This is a genomic window from Kitasatospora sp. NPDC001119 (genome assembly GCF_053598475.1).
Genome location: NZ_JBSFKI010000027.1, coordinates 37,393 through 60,575, shown reverse-complemented (window position 1 = coordinate 60,575; position 23,183 = coordinate 37,393). Strand labels below are relative to the sequence as shown.

The window sequence follows — 23,183 nt, the reverse complement described above, 5'->3', positions numbered from 1 at the left end:
GGCGCCGGCTCAGCGGCTGGCGGCCGGAGCGGGCTCCAGGCCCGGCACGGCGGCCAACAGCTCGGCGGTGTAGGGGTGTTCGGGCGCGGTGACGACCCGGTCGGCCGGGCCGGTCTCGACGATCCGGCCGCGGTGCATCACCGCGATCCGGTGGCTGACCCGGCGGACCACCGCCAGGTCGTGGGCGATGAACAGGACGGCCAGGCCGAGTTCGCGCTGGAGCCGGGCGAGCAGCTCGATCACCTGGGCCTGGACCGAGACGTCCAGCGCGGAGACCGGCTCGTCGCAGACCAGCACGCTCGGTTCGGGCGCCAGGGCCCGGGCGATGCCGATGCGTTGGCGCTGGCCGCCGGAGAAGGCGCGCGGGTGGCGGTCGGCCACGGCCGGGTCCAGCCCGACCTGCTCCAGCAGTTCGGCGACCCGGGCGGCGCGCTGCTCCCGGTCGCCGAGGCGGTGGGCGATCAGCGGTTCGGCGATGATCTGCCCGGCGGTCATCCGGGGGTTGAGCGAGGAGTACGGGTCCTGGAAGACGAGTTGGACCTCGCGGTGCGGCCTGTCGCGCCGTGCCCCGCGGCCGAGTTCCTCGCCGCGGAAGCGGATGCTGCCGCCGGACGGCGGGCGTGCCTGGACCAGGGCGCGGGCCAGGGTGGACTTGCCGGAGCCGGACTCCCCGACCAGGCCCAGCGTCTCGCCGGGGTGCAGGTCGAGGTCGACGCCGTGCAGCGCGGTGACGGCGCGCCGCCGGGAGCCGTACGTCTTGGTCAGGCCGCGGACGGTGAGCAGCGGCCGGGTGCCCGGGGTGCTGTTGGCGGCCGCCCGGGAGGGCTCCTCCAGGCGCGGTACGGCGGCCAACAGCTCCCGGGTGTACGGGTGTTCGGGCCGGGCGAGGACCTCGGCGGTGGTGCCGCGCTCGACCACCCGGCCGTGCCGCATGACCAGCAGCCGGCGGCAGGTCCGGGCGATCACCCCGAGGTCGTGGCTGATCACCACCAGGGCGGTGCCGGTCTCCCGGTTGATCCGGGTCAGCAGCCGCAGGATCTGCTGCTGGACGGTGGGGTCGAGGGCGGTGGTCGGCTCGTCGGCGACCAGCACCTCGGCGTCGTGGGCGAGTGCGAGGGCGATCATGATGCGCTGGCGCTGGCCGCCGGAGAACCGGTGCGGGTGGTCGCGCAGCCGGCCGACGGCGTCGGGGATGCCGACCAGGTCGAGCAACTCGGCGGCGCGGGCCCGCCGTTCGGCCTTCCGCAGGGGGCCGCCGTGGGCGCGCAGCGCCTCGTCCAGCTGGCGGCCGACGGTGAGCACGGGGTTGAGCGAGGACATCGGGTCCTGGAAGACCATGGCGATCCGCCGCCCGCGCAGGGCGCGCAGCGCGGTCTCGGGGAGGGCGGCGAGGTCCTGCCCGGCGAGGTGGACCGAGCCGGCGGTGATCCGGCCGCCGGGCGGCAGCATCCGCAGCAGGGCCAGCGCGGTGGTGGACTTGCCGGAGCCGGACTCGCCGACGATGCCCAGGGTGTCGCCCGCTCCGAGGTCGAAGGAGACGCCGTCGGCGGCCGTGGTGCCCTGGGGGTCGGAATCTCCGAACCGTACGGTGAGGTCGGTGACGCGGAGCACGGTGGTCATCGGCGGATCCCCCGGTTCAGGGCCTCGGCGATCAGCGTGAAGCCGAGCACCAGCGCGGTGGTGGCGGCCAGCGGGGCGGCCGCGAAGGTCGGGTGGGTGGCCAGGTAGGCGACGGACTGGCTGAGGATGCTGCCCAGGGTGGGCTCCGGCGGGCGGACCCCGAGGCCGAGGAAGCTCATCGCGCCCTCGATGAACACGCCGAGCGAGAGCGCCACGGCGGTCTGCACGATCAGCGGGTCGACGGCGTTGGGCAGTACGTGCCGCAGCAGCACCCGGGCCCGGGAGGCGCCGCCGACCCGGGCCGCCAGGGCGTACTCGCGCTCCCGCTGGACGAGGATGCCGGCCCGCAACTGCCGTCCGTAGCCGGGGATCTCGGCCAGCGCGATGACGATCACCACCGGCCAGCGGCCCGGGCCGAGGACGGCGGTGACGGCCAGGGCGAGGATGAGCCCGGGGAAGGCGAGCAGCAGGTCGAAGGTGCGCTGGACGGCGAGGTCGGCCCACCGGGAGGTGGCCGCGAGCAGGGCGGCGGAGCAGCCGAGCAGGGCGCCGACCGGGACGGCGGTGACGATCAGCGCGAGGTCGGTGCCGATGCCGTGCAGCACCCGGCTGTACAGGTCGCGGCCGAGGTCGTCGGTGCCGAAGGGGTGCGCGGCGCCGGGGCCGGCCAGGGCGAGCGCGCTCTGGGCGTTCGGGTCGGTGCCGGTGAGCAGCGGTGCGAGCAGTCCGGCCAGGGCGACGGTGCCGACCAGGACGAGGCCGGTCAGGCCGCGCGGGCTGAGCAGGGCGGAGCGGTAACGGCCGCGCGGTGCGGCGGACTTGAGGGGAAGGGCGGTGGTGGTCATCGGGTCACTCCCAGCGGATCCGGGGGTCGAGCCAGGTGTAGGCCAGGTCGGTGAGCAGTTGGACGGCCACGTAGACCGCGACCACGAGCAGCAGCAGGTCCTGCACCAGCGGGTAGTCCCGGCGCAGCACGCCCTGCTCGATCAGCTGGCCGAGGCCCGGCCAGGCGAAGATCCGTTCCACCAGGACGGCCCCGGCGACGAGGTGGCCGGTCTGGAGGCCGAGGACGGTGACGGCGGAGGGCAGTGCGTTGGGCAGGGCGTGCCGCCAGACGATCCGCCGCCGGGAGACGCCGAGCGCGGTCGCGGTGCGGACGTAGTCCTCGGCGAGGGCGCGTTCGATGCCGTCCTTGAGGTAGCGGGCCAGCACGGCGGCGCTGGGCAGGGCCAGGCAGAGGGCGGGCATCGCCAGGTACTGGACGGCCAGGTCCGGTTCGGCGAGCAGGGACTCGTGCCCGCCGGCCGGGAGCAGTTCGAAGGAGACGGCGAACAGCAGGACCAGCAGGACGCCGGTGACGAACGGCGGGACCGCCAGCACGCCGGTGGTGACCGCCTGGACGGCGGCGGCGACCGGGCCGCGCCTGGTGGTGGCGCCGACCACGCCCAGCGGCAGCGCGATCAGCACCACCAGCAGCAGGGCGCCGAGGGTGAGTTGGACGGTGGCGCCGAGGCCGTTGCCGATCAGGTTGGAGACCTGGCCGCCGATCGCGTAGCTCGGCCCGAGGTCGCCGCTCAGCAGGTGGCCGAGCCAGCTGACGTACTGGCCGAACAGCGGTTGGTCGAGCCCGAGTCGACCGCGGATGGCGGCGACGGTGGCGGGGGAGGCGTCCGGCCCGGCGAGCGTGGTGGCCGGGTCGCCGGGGATCAGCCGGAGGATGAGGAAGACCAGGAAGGAGGCGAGGGCGAGGACGAGCAGTCCGCTGGGGAGGCGTTTCAGGAGGAAGGTGCGCATGGGGTTCCGGGCCGTCCTGCTCAGGCCGTGAGGTAGGCGTCGTCGAGGTTGAGGTAGCCGAACTTGTTGAGCGTGACGCCCCGGGCCCGGCGGCCCGCGACCTCGACCAGTCCGGCGATGGCGAGGTCGATCACGAACTCCTCGTCCAGCAGCACGTCGGTGATCTGCTGGTGGAGGGCCCTGGCCTCGGGGCTGTCGCTGTCGCTGCGGTTCCAGGCGCGCTGCACCACGTCGGTGTAGGCGGGGGAGGCGAAGCGGGAGCTGTTCCTGGCCTCGTTGAAGGGGTAGGCGCTCACCGCGAGGGTGGCGGGCTGGAGTTGGGCGAAGCCGTGGCTGAGTGTCCACAGGGCCGGCATGGACTGGGAGATCAGCTGCTTCTGCATGGTCGGCGAGTCGGCGGGCTGGAGCACCGTCTCGATGCCGACCTGCCGGAGGTCGTACTGGAGGATCTGCGCGATGGCCGTCGGCCCGGCCTCGTTGGAGTGGGCGAAGGGCAGGGTGATGTGCTCGGCGCCCGCCTCCCGGAGCAGCGCCCGGGCCCGTTCCGGGTCGTGCCGGTAGTGGGTGGCGCCGGCCTCGGTGTAGGCCGGGGAGGACTTGGGCCAGGGCACCGAGGAGACGGTGCCGTAGCCGCCGAGGGCCTGTTGGACGAGCCGGTCGCGGTCGACGGCCCAGGCGATGGCCTGGCGGACGCGCTTGTCGCGGACGTGCTCGGCGGTGACGTCCACGCCGATGTAGTGGGCGCCGGAGCCGGTGTCGTACTGCCTGATCCGGAACCGCGGGTCGTCGACCAGGGTCGCGGCGTCCTTGCCGCGGACGTTGTAGGAGAGGTGGGTCTGGCCGGTCCTGAGCGAGGACAGCAGCGACTCCGCCTGCGGGATGATCCGGATCTCCACGCCGTCGAGGTGGGGGCGGCCGGGGTTCCAGTACTGCTCGTTGCGGGCGAAGGAGAGCGAGGAGCCGGGCTTGCGCCCGGTGAGGGCGAACGGGCCGGTGCCGATCAGCCGGGTGCCGGTGACGGCGTCCTCGATGCTCTCCCGGTCCGGGACGATCATGAACTCGAAGAGGTCGAAGAGATTGCTCACCGGGTGGGCGAGCACCAGCGTCAGCTCGAAGTCGCCGTTCCTGCGGAAGTCGGTGACGGCGGCGGCGGTGGACCTCAACTGGGCGGAGCGGGCCGGGTTCTGGAGGTTCCGGACGGCGAAGACGACGTCGTCGGCGGTGAACCGGCGGCCGCTGTGGAACAGCACGTCCTCGCGCAGCCTGAGGGTCACGTTCAGGCCGTCCGGCGAGACCTCCCAGGCGGTGGCGAGCTCGGGCTGCGGCCGGAGCCGGTCGTCGTACCGGGTGAGGGTGTTGAAGGCGAGGCGCTGGACGAGGGTGTTGGCGCTCACGGCGAAGAGCAGGCTCGGGGTGATGTCGATGCCGGTCGCGACGGTCAGCACGCCGCCCCGGCGCGGGGTGTCGGCGTCCACGGCACCGGCCGCGTTCCGGGCGTGCTCGACGGCCGAGCGGCAGCCCGCGAGCGTCAGCAGTCCGGCGCCGGCGAGGCCCGCGCGCAGCAGGGTGCGGCGGCTCGGGGCTGGGGGACGGGGGAGCGCGGTCATGGCGGTCCTTCGGGGGCGGCTGCGGGTGATCGGGGCGGTTTCGCGGGGTCGGGGGCGGCTGCGGGTGATCGGGGGCGGTTAGGGACGGTGGGCGGCGCGGGGTGCGGTGAGCGCGTGGACCGGCCGGGCGTACAGCTCGCCGAGCACCGGCGCTCCGGCGGCCACGGCGAGCACGTCCCGGCCGCGCGGCTGGGCGATCAGCAGGCCGGCGTCCCGGTGCAGGTGCGAGCGGAGCGCGAACTCGGCCCGGACGACGTCGAGATGGGCCGGGTCGAGGAGGGCGAAGGTCTCGGTCAGCACCACCAGGTCGGGGTTGACGACGTCGGCGAGCAGGGCGAGCGCACGGCCGACGATCCGGGCCCGGTTGCGGACCAGCCGGCCGGCCGTCGGGTCGCCGCGCCGGACGGCGGCGATCAGCTGGGCCCGGTCCGGTGCGGCGGTGACCCCCTCGGCGGCGGCCGCCGCGAACAGCGCGGTGTCCGAGGCGGCCACCGAGAGACAGCCGAGCCGCCCGCAGTGGCAGCGCTCCCGGCTGTCCGCGTCCGGGTCGGTGACCGTCCCGGAGACCGGGAGGTGGCCGAGGTCGCCGGTGGCCGAGGGCGGGCCCAGGTGGACGGTGCCCGCGACCGCCAGCGCCGCGTCCACCACGTGGCCGACGAACAGCTGCACCATGCTGCGGCGGGCGGCCGGGTGGCCGAAGAGGATCTCCGCCAGGGTGAGCGCCCGGGCGTGGTTGTCCACCTGGACGGGCAGTCCGGTGGCGGCCGTCAGCTGCTCGCGCAGCGGCAGGTCCCGCCACCGCAGCGGATCGTGCCTGACGACCACCCCGGCCGCCGGGTCGACGGAGCCGCCGGTGACGGCGCCGAGGCCGACCACCGTACGGTCGCCGCGCAGGGTGTCGATCAGCCGGGGCAGCCGGGCCAGCAGCGGCCGCAGCAGGTCCGGGCCGGTCCGGCCGCGGTGCGGGACCTCCTTGCGCCGCAGCACCCGGCCGCGCAGGTCGAGCAGCGCGACGGTGGTGAACGGCAGGCCGATGTGCAGCCCGGCCACGGCGAGGCGGTCCGGGTCGAGGTCGAGCGGCAGCTGGGGGCGGCCCAGGGTGCCGGCGCCGGCGGCCGCCAACTCGGGCCGCTCGTGCAGGAGTCCGAGCCGGACCAGGTCCACCGCCTGCCGGGAGACGGCCGAGGCGCTGAGCCCGGTGAGCGCGGCGACCCGGCTGCGGGCGATCGGCCCGTGGTCGAGCACCGTGCGCAGGACGGCGGAGGCGTTGGCGTCCCGGCGGTCGTCGCCGGCGCGCGGGGCGGTGGACGTGGTCATCGGCGCGGATCTTCTGCCGTGGTCCCTCGCGGCCCCGGTCAGTTGGCCGCTTCGAGCTCCTCGGCGGGCACCAGGCCCGGCACCCGCGGCGGGTCGGCGGGCTCCAGCAGCCGGCTCGGGGTGCCGTCCACGCCGACCGGCAGGTCGCCGTCCAGGGTGATCCGGCGCACCAGGCGCGGCTCGTCGCCGTAGTCGGCGACCGCGTAGTGCTGGGTGGCGCGGTTGTCCCAGATCGCCACGTCGCCGACCTGCCAGTCCCAGCGGACGGTGTTCTCCAGGCGCTCCACGTAGCGCTGGAAGAGGTCGATCAGGGCCTTGCTGTCGTCGCCCGAGACGCCCTGGACGCGCTGGGCGAAGGCGCCCAGCAGCAGGGTCTTCTCACCGGTCACCGGGTGGACCCGGACCACCGGGTGCTCGGTCCTGAAGGCGGTGGAGACGAACACGTCCCGGAACAGCCTGGCGACCTCGGCGTTGTCCGCCAGCTCGGGGCGCAGGGCGAGCCGGGCGGCGTAGTCGTAGTCGTTGGTGTGGACGGCGCGCAGACTCTCGGCGAGCGCCTTCAGCGGGGCGGGCAGGTCCCGGTAGGCGGCCGCGGTGTTGGCCCAGACGGTGCTGCCGCCGGCCGGCGGGACCTCCAGGGAGCGCAGGATCGAGGCCTTGGGGTAGGACGGGACGAAGGTGACGTCGGTGTGCCAGTTGTTGGCGCGCACGCCCTTGGTCGCGTCCAGCTCGAAGATGTAGCGGCCGTCCGCGCTGGGCACGGTGGGGTGGCCGACCGGCTGCCCGAGCAGCCGGGCGAAGGCCTCCTGCCCGGCGTCGTCCAGGTGCTGCTGGCCGCGGAAGAAGAGCACCTTGTGCTCGTACAGGGCGGCCTCCAGGGCGGCGACGGTCCCGGCGGGGAGGTCGCCGCCGAGGCGTATGCCGTGCACGAGCGCGCCGATCCGGCCGGCGACGGGGGTGAGGCGGAGCGCGGTCGGGGCGGTGGCGTCGGCGGTGGTCGGTGCGGCGGGGGCGGCGGGCGCGGCGGGGGCGGTGGTCATGGCGGGGCCCTTTCGGGACGGGTGTGGCGACGGTGGATACGGCTACGCAGCGTGACGAATGGCGGGTGCGCGGAGCGGCGTCAGGCGGCGGTGGGTGTACGGCTCCGCACGGCGGGCAGCGGGCGTACGGGGGGCGCGACGGTCCGCTTCGGCGGACGTCAGCGGGCGAGGGCACCGCGACAACAGCGGCGCGGGCAGCGGCGGGGGACGGGGCGGACGACGGTGGCCATCGGCCCTCCTTCCTGGTCGCTGCGGATGGGCTCGGGCCTCATCGTGCTGAACCGCCCGGGCCCCTGTCAATCGTCATCTTGGCTGGTGGGAAAGGGCGTTGCCGCTTCGTTGCGGCGGCTTGCGGCCGTTTGCCGGGTGTTGCGGCGGATGACGGGGGGATGGCGGGCGCACTGCGGGCGGGGGTTCGGGCTTGTGGCCCGGGGGTGGGGTTACTAATTTTCGGAGCGGAAGTAATCCGGGCCGGCGCGGGCGGTTCCCGCCTCGGGGCCGACGCCTGCCCGGATACCGGTGCGGCTGTGACGTTCGGTGACGGCGGTGCGGTCGCTACTGCCCGAGCAGGCGGGCGAAGTCCAGCCCGAGACTCGCGAGGACGGGCAGCGCGCCGAGGTCGGTCACGCCGGCGACCGGGATGCTGTAGCCCTGGTTCACCTCGCGCGGCGCGGCGCCGGCGGTGACGGGGGCGGTGGTCGGGAGCAGGACGCTGCCGAGGAGCAGGGCGACGAGCGAGGTGCGCATCTGAGGAGGCCTCCGGGGGCTCGGGTGACGGCCTGTCAACACCCTCCGTGGCAGGGCGGTCACGCATCTTCGCCCCTTCGGCCGCATTGGTAAAGATTCTTGCCTTGTGTTCATGCCAACATCGCGGAGGTCTGGACCACCTTGCGGTCAGGCGCATACGTTTCCTCCACAAAGGCGTTCGGTCGGTGAACTTCCGTACGAATGTGCCGACTTCTGCCTGTCATGCTCATGACCTTCACCGCAACCGAAGGGAACGAACCATGCGCGCCATCGGCAAGAACCTCAGGATCCTCGCGGGCGCCCCGCTCGCCGCGGCCGCCCTGATTGCCCTCACGGCCGGCTCCGCCAGCGCGGCGATACCGATCAACCAGCCCATGACCGGCAAGGCCACCTACTACACCGACGCCGGCTACGGCGCCTGCGGCACCCAGATCAACGCCTCCACCCAGATGCTGGTCGCCGTCTCGCACACCTGGTGGACCACCGCCAACCCGAACAACGACCCGGTCTGCAAGGGCATTTCGGTCAAGGTGACCTACCAGGGCAAGACCGTCACCGTCCCGGTGAAGGACCAGTGTCCCTCCTGCGACTCCACCCACATCGACCTCAGCCAGCCCGCCTTCGCCAAGCTGGCCCCGCTGGACAAGGGCGTCATCACCGGCCTGAGCTGGCAGTTCGTCAAGACCGGGCTCAAGGGCGAGACCGTCGAGCTCTCCGCCCCGGTCACCGGCTCCACCATCGGCTGAGCCGGCCCCGACGCCGGCCCCCGACGGCCGTGCCCGCCCCCGCGGCATGACGGGGGCGGGCACGGTCTCTCCGCGTCCGGTCGTCCTCCCGCGTCCGGTCAGGCGCCCGCGGACCCCGCGAGCCGCAGGGCCATCGCCAGCAGCAGCTGGACGGCCGGGGGAGCCGTCCGCGGATCGTGGGCCAGCCCCAGCGTGACGGTCGGCACCGGGGCCGTCAGCCGGCGCAGGCAGACGCCGGGTATCCGGAACACCCGGGCCCGGCCCTCGGGGATGGGCGCGATGCCGTACCCCGCCGCCACCGCCAGCAGGAGCTGCTCGTCGTCCGGCTCCTCCCGCACGATCCGCGGCGACCGGCCCGGCCAGAGCTGCCCGGTGATCAGCGCGTGCATCCCGGGCCCGTTCTGGCGCGGCCAGAGCACCACCGGCTCGTCCGCGATCCGGTGCCGGCCGATCCGGGCCCGGGTGCGGGCGAGCGGATGGCCGGCCGGCACGGCGAGCAGCAGCTCCTCCTCGGCGACGATCCGGCAGTCGAGCCCGGGGACGTCCAGCGGCGGCCGGACGAACGCCGCGTCCAGCCGCCCGGCGAGCAGCTCGGCGACGTTGTGCGAGGTCCAGCCGGTCTGCAGGGCGACGTCCAGCCGCGGGTAGCGGTTGCGGAACTCCGTCACCAGGGCATCGCAGACCCCGCCCCGGGCGGAGCGGGTGTACGCCACCCGCAGCCGTCCCTCCCGCCCCTGGACCACCGCCGCGACCCGTTCCTCGGCCGCCGCCACCTCCCGCAGCACCCGCCGGGCCTCCTCGGCGACCGCGCGCCCGACCGGGGTCAGCGCGCAGCCCTTGCTGGTGCGCTCGACCAGCTCCACGCCCAGCTGCCGCTCCAGCGCCTTGACCTGCTGGCTCAGCGCGGGCTGCGCCACGTGCAGCCGGCGGGCGGCCCGGGTGAAGTTCAACTCCTCCGCCAGCACCGAGAAGTAGCGCATGCGCCGCAGATCCATCCGCAGATCCATCCGGCGATGATAAGGGCGGCTTATCGCTTCCGGACAGAACCGGTCTTGGACGGCTTCCGGCGCGAGCCGCTTTCCTGGTGAGGGCCGCCGGCACCCGGCGGGCGGCCTCCGAGGGAGGGGTTCGCGATGGACGGCACGACGGACGGCACGGTGAACGGTGCGACGGGCGGCACGGTGGACGGCGTGATGGACGTCGTCGTGGTCGGGAGCGGGATCATCGGGCTCACCACGGCGATACGCCTGCAGGAGAAGGGACTTCGGGTCGTCGTGGTGACGGCCGACGGGCTGCTGTCGACGACCTCGGCGGTGGCGGCCGCCGTCTGGTTCCCGGTCGCCACCGGCACCGGCGGCCGGGTGGCGGACTGGTCCGCGACGGCCTTCGCCGAGTTCGCCCGCCAAGCCGAGGAGGGCGTGCCCGGCGTCTCGATGCGCAGCACCCGCATGCTGGAGCACGAGCGGCAGTCGGCAGGCCAGCCCTGGTGGGGCGACGCCGTCCCCGACCTGCGCCGGCTGACGGCCGCCGAACGCGGGGCGGACTGCGCGGACGGCTGGTCGTTCACCGCGCCCGCCGTCGAGATGCCGCTCTACCTGCCCTGGCTGCTCGGCCGGTTCGTCGACAACGGCGGCGGGATCGTCCACCGCCGCCTCGACACCCTCGACCAGGCCCGCGCCTGGGCGCCCGTGGTCGTCAACGCCACCGGGATCGGCGCCCGGCAGCTCTGCGACGACCCGGCCGTGCACCCGATCCGGGGCCAGCTCGTCCTCGTCCGCAACCCCGGCCTGCCCACCTCGACCCGGATCCAGGACGACCCGGCCGGCTACACGTACATCCACCCCCGCAGCACCGACGTCGTCCTCGGCGGCACCTTCGAACCGGACGACTGGAACACCGTCGCCGATCCGGCCACCGCCGAGGCCATCCTCGCCCGCTGCACGGCCCGGATCCCCGCACTGCGCGAGGCCCGCGTCCTCGGCCACGTCGTCGGCCTGCGGCCCGCCCGCCACGGCGGTCCCCGCCTCGAGGCGGAGCCGGACGGCCGGACCGTCCACAACTACGGCCACGGGGGCGCCGGCGTCACGCTCAGCTGGGGCTGCGCCGACGCCGCGGCCGAACTGGCGGCCGCGGCGGCGAGTTGACCCCGCCACGGGTGCGTACCGGCCCCCGAGCGCGCCGTCGCGGCGCCGCTCGGGGGCCTTCGGCCGGACGCCCACCGTGCCAAGTTCGCGGTTTTCCACGATGCCCGAGCGTGGCGGTCGGATGCCAGTCTGTGACTGCCACCGCACCCCGCAGCCGGGTCGGGGCGGGACCGATCGGCCCCGGGTGACCGGCTGTTCACGTGGAACGCCCAGAAGGGACACTTGTCATGAACAGGCGAATCGGAGCGGCCTCGCTCAGCGCGGCTCTCGCGGCCGCGGTTCTCGTCGGCGGTACCGCCCAGGCCTACGCCGCCGCGGCCTCCCCCGCCCCGGCGCACGCCGCGCCGGCGCCCGTCGCGGCGCCCGCCGTCCAGGAAGGCGCGTCGGCGCAGGCGCTCGACATCTGGCACTGGGTCGGCCGGTACAACTCGCAGTTCGCCGCCGAGGCCGCGTACTGGGTGCTGTACGGCCTCGGGAGCGCCATCGCGATGAGGATCGAGAAGATCTGGGACAACGGCGTGGAGACCTGGGAGCTCTACATCCAGTGAGTCTCCACAGCCAGTGAGTCACCCGGCGCCGGCACCCAGCCGCGGCGCCCCCCTCCGGACGGGACCAAGGCGAGCGTGACGCGTGTCCGCTCGTCCAGCCGAGAAGAGAGTTGGTAGACCCATGCAGCGTACGACCTCCATGACCGGTCTGGGCCGCACGGCCGCGGGCGCCCTCACCGCCGTGCTGATGGCGGCCGGAGCGGTCGCCCTCGCCCCGTCCGCGCAGGCCGCGGCCGGACAGGACGGGCCGCAGGCCTCGGCGGCGCAGCGCCCGGCCGCCGAGAGCGCGGCGGCGAACGTGCCGCTGGTCGCCGCGGACCGTTCCACGAAGGTCACGCTCTCCAACGGCAGCGGGTCCGGCCTGACCAAGACGTGGGACAAGCTCGACCACGGCTGCTGGACGAACGACATGCTGCCGTCCGACTACATCCCCAACACGAAGTCCTCCAGCTGGCAGAGCGAGTCCTGCGGGTTCGCGACCGGGACCGAGGGCAACATCACCTACACGCTCGACAACGGCGGCGAGGTCAAGCTGCACTGGAACAACCCGTACTGGGGCAGCAACGACTACAGCTGCTCCGTCCCGGACGGGTACACCTGTTCCCGGAGCGGCGGCAGCGGGGACAACACCGCGGTCACCTTCAGCATCGGGCGCAGCCGGGCCAAGGCCGCCGCCGCGGAGATGCCCAGCCTGACCAGCGCCTCCCGGAGCACGAGCATCAACCTGACCAACAACTCGGGGAAGCTGCTCACCCGCTCCGGCGCGAGCCTGCAGTGGGGGATCTGGTCCGACAACATGATGCCGCCGTCGATGGTCCAGCCCGGTGTCACCGCGAAGTGGGCGAGCGAGTCCGAGGGCGTGATGACCGGCACCGAGGGTGAGGTCAGCTTCAACGTGGCCGGGGAGCAGAACCAGGTCAAGGTGCACTGGAACAACCCGTACTGGGGCAGCAACGGCTACAGCTGCGACGCGCCGGCCGGGTACAAGTGCACCTGGCAGGGCGGCAGCGGCGACAACGCCGCGGTCTCCTTCACCCTGTCGAAGTCCTGACGCCGAAGTCCTGACGCGGGATCCGGTGCCGAGGCCCTGATCGCGTCGGGCCGGGTCGAACCGGCCGCCTCCGCCCGGGTGCATCCGCACCCGGGCGGGGGCGCGTCCGCGGCCGCTACCGGTCCAGCGCCGCCACCAGCTGGGTGCGCCGGGCGATCCGCAGCTTCCGGTAGGCGTTGGTGAGGTGGGTCTCCACGGTGCGGCGGGTGAGGCAGAGCGCGGAGGAGATCTGGGCGTTGGTGTGCCCCGCCGCCGCCAGTTCGGCCACGCGCCGTTCGGCGGGGCTCAGGGCGTGCCCGCCGTCCCGGTTCCGCACCCCGCCCTCGCGCAGCGCCTCCTCCGCCGCGCCGAGGAGACGGCCGACCGGGGCCGGTCCGCCGGTCTCCGGGGCGGGCCCGGCCAGCCGCAGGGCCACGGCGTGCGCCTCGCGCAGCGTGTCGCGGCCCTTGCGGCCGCTGCCCGCCTCGATGTGGGCCCGGCCGAGGTCGATCAGCACCTCCGCGAGTTCCACGGGCGCGGAGGCCGGCCTGAGCAGTTCGGCGCCCTCGGTCAGCGAGCACAGGGCCAGCCGGCCGCCCACGGCCGCGGCGTGGGCCTGCAGCGCCCGGCCGACGGTGCGCGGGGTGCCCCAGGTCCGGGCGTGGCGCAGTTCCTCCTCGGCGAGTTCGCGGGCTTCGTCCCGCCGCCCGAGCCGTACCAGGGCGTGCGCCGCTCCGGAGCGCCACGGCGTGGCGACCGGGCTGACGAAGTCGTGGGCGAGCTGGCCGGCTCCGCAGACCAGGTAGTCGTCGAGGGCGGCCTGCCAGTCGCCGTCCGCGGCGTGCAACAGGGCCCGGGTGTAGCTGAGTTCGTTCCACTCCCAGGAGCTGTCACTGCCGGACGGGCCGACCAGGGCCACGGCCTGCCAGGCCGCGGAGCGCCGGCCGGTCTCGCGCCGGGCGGTCGCCACCATGGCCGCCAGGTGCGGCAGTCGGACGCCCTGTCCGGCGGTCGCCTCCACCAGGGGGGCGTTCTCGGCGATGACGCGGTCGAACTCCCCCGCCCAGAGCGCGGCTTCGGCCCGGACGCTGAGCAGGCACTGCAGGCCCACGTCGGTCAGGTCCGGGGGGACGGGCGGGGCGGGCAGGCACTGGCCGGTCAACTCCCGTGCCTCGTCCAGGCGGTCCGCCCACTGGAGCAGGGTGGCCGCGCTGCCGAGCCAGGCGGTCCGCAGCCGCGGGTCCACCGGCGCGGCCAGCCGCGGCCGGACCCGGTCGAGCACCTCGGCCGCCGAGCAGAGGCCGGCCCCGGCCTCGTACTCGGTGATCAGTCCGCACACCAGGGGCTCGATGGCGGGGGGTGCGGTCGGGGCGAGTGCGCGCAGGCCGGCGACGGCGCCGCGCCAGGCGTCGTTGTCGTGCGAGGAGACGAGCGCGCCGAGCGTCCCCAGCACCTGGACGAGTTCGTCGTCGTCGGCGCCGCGACCGGCCCGGCGGAGGACCTCCAGCGCGGTGTCGGGATCCCGGCGCGCGACGTGGGCCGCGCAGAGGGCGGTGGCCGCGGTGGCCCGGTCCCGGAGGTCGGTGTGCAGTTCCAGTCCGGTGCGGAGCCGGCGGATGCCGGCGGTCGCGTTGTGCGGGAGCTCCAGGGCGCCGAGGCGCATGGTGAGGGCGGCCCGGCGGTCCGGATCGAGCGGGCCGCTCAGGGCGTGGCGCAGGTACGCGGCGGACTCCGCGACGTGACCGGCGCGCATCGCCTCCTCGGCGGCCTCGGACAGCGAGCGGGCCATCCACGCCTCGCCGGGCCGTTCGACCCGCAGCAGCCGGGAGGCCACGGCGGTCGCGGGCGCGCCGCTCTCGTCGAGCAGTTCCGCGACGCGGGTGTGCAGTGCGGCGATCTCCTCCGGCGCGGCGACGGCGAGGACGGCCTCCCGCGCGAGGGGGTGGTCCAGCAGCCTGCTGATGCGGCGCGCCGACCGCTCGCCCGGGGAGCGGGTGGCGGTGCAGAGGTCGGAGAGCTGGTGGAGCAGGCCGGGGCCGACGGGCATCCCGCCCTCGGCGGCGACGGCGAGGGCGAGGCAGGCGTGGCGTACGCAGGGGTCGGCCCGTCCCAGCCAGCGGGCGATCGTGTCGCGGAAGCGGCTGCGCGACGGGGTGGCCGACGGGCGGGGGAGCGCCCCGTCGGCGAAGTCGGCGACGAGCGCCCGCACCAGGGCCGGGTTGCCGATGCCCGCCTCGACGCAGGCCACGGTGGAGCGCTGGTCGAGGCCGGCGTCCCGGGCGAGGCGGATGACGGCGGGGACGCTGAGCGCGGGGAGGGCGACGGCCGTGCCGGTGGCGGGCGGGAAGGGGGCCGGACCGGACGGGTCGGCGCGCTCGGTGAGCAGCAGCAGGACGGGGATCTCGGCGATGCGGCGGGCGAGGTAGCCGAGCCAGCGCCGGGACGGCTCGTCGGCGTGGTGGAGGTCGTCCACCGCGAGCAGGACCGGCCGCTCGGCGGCGGACCGGGTCAGCCTGGTCACCAGCCCGTGGAACAGCCGCTGTTCGTCCGCTCCGGCCGCGACCGAGAAGGGCACGGCCTCGTCGTCCGCGAAGAGCTGGCGGACGAGCCCGAACGGGAACGCCGTCTCCTCCGGTACGCCGCGGGCGCGTCCGACGCGTACGGCGTCACCGTCGGCCTGCTGCCGGACGATCGCCTCCAGCGCGGCGGTCCGTCCCATGCCGGACACCGGTGCCGAGAGCAGGACCCAGCGTCCGCTGCCCGCTCGCGCCGCCGCCGCGGCCGCCGAGGCCGTGCCCAGCACCTCGTCGCGCTCCAAGAGCATGTGCTCCCCATCCTGTCGGTCCTGTTCGGCCGGTCCGGCGCGTGGTACCGGTCCGGGCCGTCCCCAGCGGTCCGGACAGGGGTTTCCGCGGTCGTCGGAGCCGTATTCCGCAGGAACATCGTGAACGATCTCTTTCCGGTTCGATCTTCACCCACGGGTGGCGCGAGGCGGCCGGTCGAAACGGAAAACGGCGTGATCATGCTCATGGCGAAGCTTGATCGCGACGCTACCGCCGGGTTTCCCGCAGGGTGCCCTGCCTGCGACGACGGCCGCACCCGGCCGCCCGGCCCGTCGGGCGGGGCCCCGGAGCGGAGCGGCGGGCGGGCAGCCGTGCCCACTCGGTTCGTCGGCGTACTGGTGGGTCCCGACGAGGTTGTTCGAATACCGGTCGATTCCGTCGGGCGTCGACCGGGCGGGTGGAGCGGACCACGGGGGCGGCTTACTGTTCGGGGGGCCGCAGGCGGGTCGAGAGCGGGCAGTCCGAGAGTGGGGAGGCCGAGGGTGTCCGAGGCGAGGAAGCCGGTGCTGTACGTCGTGGTGTGCGCGGCGGGGGTCGCGGGCGGGGTGGGGGAGCTCATCTCGGCCGCGCAGGAGCAGAACTGGGACGTGGGGGTGGTGGCGACGCCCCAGGCCATGGGGTTCATCGACGCCGAGGCGATCGAGGCGCGGACCGGGTACCCGATCCGCTCCGCCTGGCGGAAGCCGGGGGAGCCCCGGCCGCTGCCGGACCCGGACGCCCTCGTCGTGTCCCCCGCCACCTTCAACACGCTCAACAAGTGGGCCCTGGGCATCTCGGACACCCTGGCGCTGGGGATCCTCTGCGAGTCGTACGGCTGGGGTGTCCCGGTCGCCGTCCAGCCCTGCCTGAGCGCGGCGCAGGCGGCGCATCCGGCCTATGCGGACAGCCTGGCGAGGCTGCGGCGGATGGGGGTGCGGATCGCGGACTTCACGCCGGGCTCGTACGACTGGACGCGGGCCCTGGAGCTGCTGCGGGACTGACAGGGTGGCTGATCGGGCCCGGTGATCCTTGCAGTGTGGGGGGTGGCCCGGGCCGAACCCGCGGAGGTAGCGTCCGGGCAGGTCGGCGAGGGTACGGGAGGTTTCCGGTGACGGCGGTCAACGGCGAGGTGTCGTTCTGGTACGCGGCGGACGGGGTGCCGGAGCCGGGCCCCGCGCTGCCCGGGGACCGGGACGTCGACGTGTGCGTGGTCGGCGGCGGATACACCGGGCTCTGGACGGCCTACTACCTGAAGAAGGCCGACCCCGGCCTCCGGATCGCCGTCCTCGAACGGCGGTTCTGCGGCTACGGCGCCTCCGGGCGCAACGGCGGCTGGCTGTACAACGGCTTCGCGGGGCGCGGCGCCTTCGCCAGGCGGTACGGGCGGGAGCGCGCGGCCGCGATGCAGCGGGCGATGGACGAGGCGGTCGGGGAGGTCGTCGGCGTCGCCGGGGCCGAGCGGATCGACGCGGACATCGTGCGCGGCGGCGTCCTCGAAGTCGCCCGCAGCAAGCCGCAGTTGGAGCGCCTGCGGGCCCACGTCGAGGCCGAGCGGGCCTACGGCGAGGGCCGGGTCGAGCTGCTGGGCGCCAAGGAGGCGGCCGAGCGGATCAACGTCGCCGGCACCCTCGGCGGCTGCTGGACGGCGCACGGCGCCCGCATCCAGCCCGCCCGGCTCGCCCGTGGACTGGCCCGCACCGTCCGGGAGTTGGGCGTCGAGGTGTACGAGGGGACGGCGGTCACCGCGATCCTGCCCGGCAGCGGCTACCGCAAGCCCCGCGCCGTCACCCCGTACGGCACCGTCACCGCCGACCACGTGCTGCGCGCCACCGAGGGGTTCACCGCCGGGCTGCGCGGCGAGAAGCGCACCTGGCTGCCGATGAACTCCGCGATGGTCGCCACCGAGCCGCTGCCCGCGGAGTTCTGGGCGGAGGCCGGCTGGGAGGGCCGCGAGGTGCTGGGCGACTTCGCGCACGCCTACATGTACGCGCAGCGCACCGCCGACGACCGGATCGCGCTCGGCGGGCGGGGCGTGCCCTACCGGTTCGGCTCGCGGACGGACTCGGACGGCAGCACCCAGGTGGAGACGGTGCGCCAGCTCCGGGCCGTCCTCGACCGGTTCTTCCCGGCCGCCGCGCACGCCCGGATCGACCACGCCTGGGCGGGCGTGCTCGGCGTCCCCCGGGACTGGTGCGCCACCGTGGAGCTGGACCGGGTGAGCGGGCTCGGCTGGGCCGGCGGGTACGTCGGCAGCGGGGTGACCACCACCAACCTGGCCGGCCGCACCCTGCGGGACCTGGTGCTCGGCCGGGACACCGAGCTGACCCGGCTGCCCTGGGTGGGCCACACCGTGCGGCGCTGGGAGCCGGAGCCGCTGCGCTGGCTCGGCGTGCACGCGATGTACGCCGCGTACCACGCCGCCGACCGGCAGGAGGCGGCCGGCCGGGCCACCACCTCGCCGATCGCCCGGGTCGCGGACCTGGTCTCCGGGCGCTGAGCCTACGGGGCCGGGCCTCCGGGCGCCGGGCCTCGGGCCTTCGGGAAACCGGGTGTTGAACGGGTGCGGGCGGCACCGGGTTGACGGTCCGGCGGCGTGCCGACCCGGTGCGACGGCCGCCGGTGCGGTCGTCCCGCCAGGATGTCCGGATGACAGTGAACGAGGCGGACCCGCCGCCGGCGCCGCACGATCCACGGCCGTCGCTTCGATCGTCCGTTCGGACGTGCCGCCGAGCGGAGTCGGCCCGCAGCACCCACGGTGAAGGCGTGCTGAGGAGAACACTGCCGGCCCTCGCGGTCGCCCTGCTGCTCTGCGCGCCGACGAGCGGCGCGTGGGCCAGGTCGCCGGGCCGGCAGGTGGCGGTCGTGGACCAGGCCTCGCGCAGCGTGCTGGTGTTGCAGAGCGCCGAGGAGCTGATGGCCTACCGCGGCCCGGGCCGACTGCCCGTCGTGTGGGGCTGGAGTGCCGACCGCGCACCGGAGTTGACGGATCTGGCGCCCGCGCGCAGCTGGACCAACCCGGACGAGGCCAAGTCCCGGATCCGGCAGGGGCGGCGCTTCCTGCTGACCACCGCCTCCGGCGGGCTGGCCGCCGTCGTGGAGACCACCACCGGCCGCGTCCACTGGGCGACGGACCTCGGGACGGCCGCCAACCCGCACAGCATCGAGCTGCTGCCGGACGGCAACGTGGCCGTGGCGGCGAGCGCGGGCGGCTGGGTGCGGCTGTACGCGGCCTCGCAGGGCCCGCGGGCCGCGGCGTACGCGGAGTTCCCGCTGCCCGGCGCGCACGGGGTGCACTGGGACGCGCGGACCGGCCTGCTCTGGGTGCTCGGCGACACGGCGCTGACCGCGCTGCGGGTCGGCGGCACCCCGGCCGCGCCCGCCCTCACCGTCGTGCGGAGCAGCCCGCTGCCCGACCGCGGCGGGCACGACCTGGCGCCCGTCCTGGCGGATCCCGGACGGTTCTGGGTGGCCACGCTGACCGGCCTGTGGCGCTTCGACCCGGCCACCGACCGCTTCACCGCCGTGCACCTGGCCGATCCGGCCGCCGAGCGGGACCTCAAGAGCGTCGGCGACGAACCCGGCACCGGCCGGCTGCTCACGGCGGCGCCCGAACACGAGGCGCCGTGCGACTGGTGCACCTCGGTGATCACCCTGCACCGGCCGGAGGGGACGCGGTCGCTGCGGGGCTCGCACCTGTACAAGGCGAGGTGGTGGAGCGTCTGGTAGCAGATTTCGTTCCCCGAGGAGTCGATCCGGGGCCGCGCGTCGTGGATACCACTCGAATTGCGGACGGCATTCGACTGATGGGGCATATTGTGTACACCGACAAACTACTCCGATGGAGGTCAGTTTTCCGTCGCGGTCGGCAAACCATCCGTCGACCCCCGTCGGCTGGGATAGCGTCGTGGGGTCGGGGGGTCGACACCGATCCGGTGCATTCGAACGCTAGCTACTGGGCCGTAATGGCCGAATGAGTCATGGAGAAAATCATGCGGAATTTCCCTGCGGAAAACCGGCCAGACGGAGTCGACGACCTTCAACTCGCGATGGAATCACTGGCCGCCTTCCCGTCCCGGAACGCAGGGAGCGGGGCGGATGTGACCGAGCGGCTCGCGGCCGTCCACGATCTGTGCCGCGCGGTCGACGCGGTGCTGGACAGCCTGGTCGTCCAGGCCGCCGCCGAGGCGGCCGAGGAGGGTTGGACCGCGGCCCGGATGGCGGCCGAACACTCCGGCTACTACGCCAGGTTGCAGCGCGCGCTGCTCCCCGCCGGTGCCGGGCTGACCCGGCAGTGAGCGCGGTGCTGCCGGGCGTGCACGTGCTGTCCTGCCCCACCCGGTGGAGCGACGTCGACGAGAACGGGCACATCAACAACGCCCGTCTGGTCGGCTACATCCAGGAGGGGATTTACGACCTGTTCTGCCACCACGAAACCGCCGTCCGGGAGTCGCTGTTCCCGTCCGGGTTCATTATCGCCAGGCACGAGATCGACTACCTGGAGCAGTTGCACCACCGGCCCGAGCCGCTCTCGGTGGTGCTCACCGTGGAACGGCTCGGACGGAGTTCCGCCCAGGTCGAGGTGAATGTCTGCCGGGACCGGCTCACCTTTATGCGGGCGCGGACCGTGGTGGTCGCCCGGGACCGCGAATCCGGCCGCTCGCGGGCGCTGAGCCCGGCGGAACGGATCTTTCTCTCGGCGTTTATGCCGGACCCGGCCCGGGCCCAGGCGGTCCTGGCGGCCACCACGGTGACCGCGGCGGCAGCGGTGAGCGCGGCGCCCCCGGCGCAGCGCGTGGCGGCCGGCCCGGCCACCGGCGGGCTGCTGCCGTCCCGGCGGCCGCGCAGGCGGTGCCACGCCTCGGCGCGGTGAACGGCGCGGTGGGCGGTGCGGTGCGGTGAACAGCCCGGTGGACCGCAGGACGGACCGTTGCCCCGGGGCGGCGGCGTGATCGACGGCGGCGGCCGGTTCCGAAGGCGCCGGGGCGAGTTACGCTGAGCAGCACGGGCACCGGTACGTCCCACGGCGGTCACGGACCGCGATCCCCGTCCTGGCCCAGGGCGAGCGCGCCGCCGTCGGTCCGGCCGAGCCCGCCGACCGGAAGGAGGACGCGATGACCATCTCCTGGGAGGACTTCCTCGCCCGCGTCGTGGAGCGCGGCGAGTACCGGGGCGCGGCCGAGGCGGACCACGCCACCCGGGTCGTGCTGGCCCTGCTCGGCGAGCACCTGGTGGGGTCCGAGCGGGGCGAACTCGCCGACGCGCTGCCCGAGACCTACGCCTCGCTGCTGCGCGACGCCCAGCCCGCGGCCGAACCGCTGACCGCCGAGCGCTTCGTACAGGCCGTGGTGGGGTGGATCGACGGGGCGACCCCGGCGACGGCGCAGTGGGACATCGGGGCCGTGCTCAGCGCCGTCGCCGACCTCGTCCCCGGCGAGCTGCTGGACCAGGTGATCGAGCAACTCCCGGACGGCTACGACCTGCTGTTCGGCCACCCGGCACCGGCCTGAGCCCGCGGCGGGTGCCTGCCGCCTGAGCCCGCCGCCTGAGCCCGCCGCCCGCCGCCCGCGGCCTCGGCCGGTCGGCGCGGCTACCCCGTGGTGGCCCGGAACAGCTCCGCGCCCGGGCCGGTCAGTGCGACCGGCCCGGCGCCCGGGCGCAGGTAGGCCGACGCGCCCGCCGGAAGCGGGAGTTCGGAGCCGTCGGGGGCCCGCAGCAGGGCCTGCCCGGAGACGCAGAGCAGGACCTGCGGGGCGGGGCGGTCGACCCGGACAGCGGCGGCGCCGGGGCGCAGCCGGGAGAGCCTGAACTCCTCGGCCGGCGACGGGTACTCCTCCTCGAAGCCGTCGCCGGTCGGGCGCGGGGCGAGCGGCTCGACCTCCCGGGGCCGGAAGTCCGTGACCGCCAGCAGGCCGTCCACGTCGACGTGCTTGGGCGTGAGGCCGCAGCGCAGCACGTTGTCCGAGTTGGCCATCAACTCCACGCCCACGCCCCGCAGGTAGGCGTGCGGCACCCCGGCGTCCAGGTACAGCGCCTGCCCGGCGGTGAGCCGGACGTGGTGGAGCAGCAGGGCGGCGAGCAGCCCCCGGTCGCCGGGGTACTCCTCGGCGAGGCGGGCGTACGCGGCGCTGCTCGCGCCGTACGGCCCGCCGGCGGCCGCCGTGCGGCGCAGGGCGCCCGTGACGGCGGCGAGTTCGGAGCCGTCGGCGTTCAGGCCGGAGCGCAGCAGCTCGGGCAGCACGGCCTCGGCGGGCCGGGTGCGCAGGGCGGCGGCCCAGGGGGCGAGCACGCCGAGCGCGTCCAGCAGCCGGGCGGTGCCGGCGGCCGGGCGGAAGCCGCACAGCGCCTCGAAGTCGCCGAGCGCGCAGAGGAGTTCGGGCTTGTGCCCGCGGTCCTTGTACACCCGCTCCGGCGCGTCCAGCGGGATGCCCCGGGCCTGTTCCGCCGCGTACCCGGCCTCGGCCTGGGCGCGGGTGGGGTGGACCTGGAGGGAGAGCGCCCGGTCGGCGGCCAGCACCTTGAACAGGAACGGCAGCGCCGGGCCGAACCGCCGGACGGTGTCCGCTCCGAGCTGGCCGTCCGGGTCGGCGTCGATCAGCCGGTCCAGCGGCCGCGGGCCGCTGCCGTCTCCGCCGTCGCCGGATCCGTACAGCAGGGACGGCGCCGACGGGTGGGCGCCGAGCCAGAGTTCGGCCTGCGGGGTGCCGTCGGGCGCGGTTCCGGTGAGCGCGGGGATGGCGGTGGGCGAGCCCCAGGCGTAGCGGCGGACGGGGTTCTTCAGGAGGGCGAACGGCGGCATGCGGGCGGCTCCGGGGAGGCTCAGCGGCAGAGCGCGGCCGCGCCGATCAGCCCGGCGTCGGTGCCGAGCTCGGCGCGGCGCACGTCCAGGCCGCGGATGTACGAGAGGGCGGCGTAGCGGTCCAGGTGGCGGGCGAGCGGGGCGAACAGCACGTCCCCGGACTCGGCCACGCCGCCGCCGACGACGACCCGGGAGAGGTCCACCAGGGCGGCCGTGGCGGCGATCCCGGCGGCCAGTGCCTGGGCGGCGCGGTCGAAGGAGGCGAGCGCGACCGGGTCGCCCGCGGCGGCGGAGGCGGCGACGGCGCGGGCCGTCCGGTCGCCGTCCTCGGGCCGCCAGCCCTCGGCGAGCGCCCGGCGGGCGATCGCGGTGCCGCTGGCGAGGCCCTCCAGGCAGCCGCGGGAGCCGCACGGGCAGGGCTCGCCGTCCAGGTCGACGGTGATGTGGCCGAGGTGGCCGGCGTTGCCGCTGGGGCCGGGGCGCACCGCGCCGTCGAGCACGAGTCCGGCGCCGACGCCGGTCGACACCACCAGGCAGAGCGCGTTGTCGGCGCCCCGGGCCGCGCCCTGCCAGTGCTCGGCGGCGGCCATCGCGACGCCGTCCCCGGCGAGGTGGACGGGCAGCGTGCGCTCTGCCACCGCCGGGTGCGCGGCGACCGCGGCGACCAGCGGGAAGTCCCGCCAGCCGGGGATGTTGACCGGGCTGACGGTGCCGTCCGCGAGGTCGACGGGGCCGGCGCTGCCGATCCCGACGGCCGTCACGGCGGCCCAGTCGGCCGTCCCGGCGAGCCGCTCCAGCACCTGGTGCACCACGGCGAGCACGGCAGCGCCCGGCTCGGTGGCCGGGGTGGGCAGCTGGAGCCGGTGCCGCAGCCGTCCGTCGGCGTCGACCAGCGCCCCGGCGATCTTGGTGCCGCCGATGTCGAGGGCGGCGAACAGCGGGGTGAACGGCACGGTGGGCTCCAGGAAGTAG

General features: G+C 75.1%; 21 protein-coding genes. 10 read left to right on the top strand and 11 right to left on the bottom strand.

The genetic code is table 11. The features are described 5' to 3' along the window. Positions 1-9 precede the first annotated feature (9 nt). The 7 genes from ACWDD9_RS29605 to ACWDD9_RS29575 all read right to left on the bottom strand — a co-directional run bounded on the left by ACWDD9_RS29605 (position 10) and on the right by ACWDD9_RS29575 (position 8,125). A complete protein-coding gene (locus ACWDD9_RS29605) occupies positions 10-1,620 on the bottom strand; it encodes a dipeptide ABC transporter ATP-binding protein (RefSeq protein ID WP_449813246.1) in 1,611 nt (536 codons plus the stop codon). After that, positions 1,617-2,465: an ABC transporter permease gene (locus ACWDD9_RS29600; protein ID WP_449813245.1), complete on the bottom strand. Its 849-nt coding sequence runs from the start codon at positions 2,463-2,465 to the stop codon at positions 1,617-1,619. The genes ACWDD9_RS29605 and ACWDD9_RS29600 overlap by 4 nt, the downstream gene beginning before the upstream one ends. Positions 2,466-2,469: 4 nt before the next feature. Continuing rightward, the gene (locus ACWDD9_RS29595) at positions 2,470-3,414 is read right to left on the bottom strand and encodes an ABC transporter permease (RefSeq protein WP_449813244.1); all 945 of its coding nucleotides are present in this window, start codon (positions 3,412-3,414) and stop codon (positions 2,470-2,472) included. A gap of 20 nt (positions 3,415-3,434) precedes the next feature. Then, entirely contained in the window at positions 3,435-5,021 is a 1,587-nt protein-coding gene (locus ACWDD9_RS29590) for an ABC transporter substrate-binding protein (RefSeq protein ID WP_449813243.1), read from the bottom strand. Between the two features lie 78 nt (positions 5,022-5,099). After that, positions 5,100-6,338 (bottom strand): ROK family protein, encoded by a 1,239-nt coding sequence (locus tag ACWDD9_RS29585; protein ID WP_449813242.1) that lies wholly within the window; start codon positions 6,336-6,338, stop codon positions 5,100-5,102. A gap of 38 nt (positions 6,339-6,376) precedes the next feature. Then, a complete protein-coding gene (locus ACWDD9_RS29580; RefSeq protein ID WP_449813241.1) occupies positions 6,377-7,378 on the bottom strand; it encodes a TauD/TfdA dioxygenase family protein in 1,002 nt (333 codons plus the stop codon). A gap of 555 nt (positions 7,379-7,933) precedes the next feature. Then, a complete protein-coding gene (locus ACWDD9_RS29575) occupies positions 7,934-8,125 on the bottom strand; it encodes a hypothetical protein (protein WP_049656983.1) in 192 nt (63 codons plus the stop codon). 260 nt (positions 8,126-8,385) lie between these two features. Between ACWDD9_RS29575 and ACWDD9_RS29570 the strand changes: the two genes are divergently transcribed. Then, on the top strand, positions 8,386-8,871 hold the full coding sequence (locus ACWDD9_RS29570; RefSeq protein ID WP_049656984.1) for a cysteine/serine endopeptidase inhibitor: 486 nt from the start codon (positions 8,386-8,388) through the stop codon (positions 8,869-8,871). A 98-nt stretch (positions 8,872-8,969) separates the two neighbouring features. On the opposite strand, the gene ACWDD9_RS29565 is transcribed toward ACWDD9_RS29570, so the two are convergent. Further along, positions 8,970-9,878 carry a LysR family transcriptional regulator gene (locus tag ACWDD9_RS29565; protein ID WP_449813240.1) on the bottom strand — a complete coding sequence of 303 codons (909 nt, stop codon included), beginning with the start codon at positions 9,876-9,878 and terminating at the stop codon, positions 8,970-8,972. A 126-nt stretch (positions 9,879-10,004) separates the two neighbouring features. Between ACWDD9_RS29565 and ACWDD9_RS29560 the strand changes: the two genes are divergently transcribed. The 3 genes from ACWDD9_RS29560 to ACWDD9_RS29550 all read left to right on the top strand — a co-directional run bounded on the left by ACWDD9_RS29560 (position 10,005) and on the right by ACWDD9_RS29550 (position 12,614). Then, positions 10,005-11,015, top strand: a complete 1,011-nt coding sequence (locus tag ACWDD9_RS29560) for an FAD-dependent oxidoreductase (protein ID WP_449813239.1) — start codon at positions 10,005-10,007, stop codon at positions 11,013-11,015. 227 nt (positions 11,016-11,242) lie between these two features. Continuing rightward, entirely contained in the window at positions 11,243-11,563 is a 321-nt protein-coding gene (locus tag ACWDD9_RS29555; protein WP_117486900.1) for a hypothetical protein, read from the top strand. A 121-nt stretch (positions 11,564-11,684) separates the two neighbouring features. Beyond that, entirely contained in the window at positions 11,685-12,614 is a 930-nt protein-coding gene (locus ACWDD9_RS29550) for an aegerolysin family protein (RefSeq protein WP_074005251.1), read from the top strand. Positions 12,615-12,729: 115 nt separating this feature from the next. Here ACWDD9_RS29550 and ACWDD9_RS29545 read toward each other — a convergent pair whose 3' ends face one another. Beyond that, positions 12,730-15,417 (bottom strand): LuxR C-terminal-related transcriptional regulator, encoded by a 2,688-nt coding sequence (locus ACWDD9_RS29545; protein ID WP_449813238.1) that lies wholly within the window; start codon positions 15,415-15,417, stop codon positions 12,730-12,732. A gap of 501 nt (positions 15,418-15,918) precedes the next feature. Here ACWDD9_RS29545 and ACWDD9_RS29540 point away from each other — a divergent pair. The 6 genes from ACWDD9_RS29540 to ACWDD9_RS29515 all read left to right on the top strand — a co-directional run bounded on the left by ACWDD9_RS29540 (position 15,919) and on the right by ACWDD9_RS29515 (position 20,922). Beyond that, on the top strand, positions 15,919-16,416 hold the full coding sequence (locus ACWDD9_RS29540) for a flavoprotein (protein ID WP_181970499.1): 498 nt from the start codon (positions 15,919-15,921) through the stop codon (positions 16,414-16,416). Between the two features lie 107 nt (positions 16,417-16,523). Further along, the gene (locus ACWDD9_RS29535; protein WP_449813237.1) at positions 16,524-17,912 is read left to right on the top strand and encodes an NAD(P)/FAD-dependent oxidoreductase; all 1,389 of its coding nucleotides are present in this window, start codon (positions 16,524-16,526) and stop codon (positions 17,910-17,912) included. A gap of 266 nt (positions 17,913-18,178) precedes the next feature. After that, positions 18,179-19,141 (top strand): DUF6528 family protein, encoded by a 963-nt coding sequence (locus tag ACWDD9_RS29530; protein ID WP_449813236.1) that lies wholly within the window; start codon positions 18,179-18,181, stop codon positions 19,139-19,141. Between the two features lie 371 nt (positions 19,142-19,512). Next, entirely contained in the window at positions 19,513-19,710 is a 198-nt protein-coding gene (locus ACWDD9_RS29525) for a hypothetical protein (RefSeq protein WP_049657510.1), read from the top strand. Next, positions 19,707-20,285, top strand: coding sequence for an acyl-CoA thioesterase (locus ACWDD9_RS29520; protein ID WP_387829245.1), 579 nt, complete (start codon positions 19,707-19,709; stop codon positions 20,283-20,285). The genes ACWDD9_RS29525 and ACWDD9_RS29520 overlap by 4 nt, the downstream gene beginning before the upstream one ends. Before the next feature lie 241 nt (positions 20,286-20,526). Next, a complete protein-coding gene (locus ACWDD9_RS29515; RefSeq protein WP_049660531.1) occupies positions 20,527-20,922 on the top strand; it encodes a DUF2267 domain-containing protein in 396 nt (131 codons plus the stop codon). Between the two features lie 80 nt (positions 20,923-21,002). Here the strand turns inward: ACWDD9_RS29515 and manA are convergent, their stop codons facing one another. Both manA and ACWDD9_RS29505 read right to left on the bottom strand, forming a co-directional pair. Further along, a complete protein-coding gene (gene manA / locus ACWDD9_RS29510; protein WP_449813235.1) occupies positions 21,003-22,211 on the bottom strand; it encodes a mannose-6-phosphate isomerase, class I in 1,209 nt (402 codons plus the stop codon). A 20-nt stretch (positions 22,212-22,231) separates the two neighbouring features. Continuing rightward, positions 22,232-23,164 carry an ROK family protein gene (locus tag ACWDD9_RS29505; RefSeq protein WP_449813234.1) on the bottom strand — a complete coding sequence of 311 codons (933 nt, stop codon included), beginning with the start codon at positions 23,162-23,164 and terminating at the stop codon, positions 22,232-22,234. Positions 23,165-23,183: the final 19 nt, after the last annotated feature.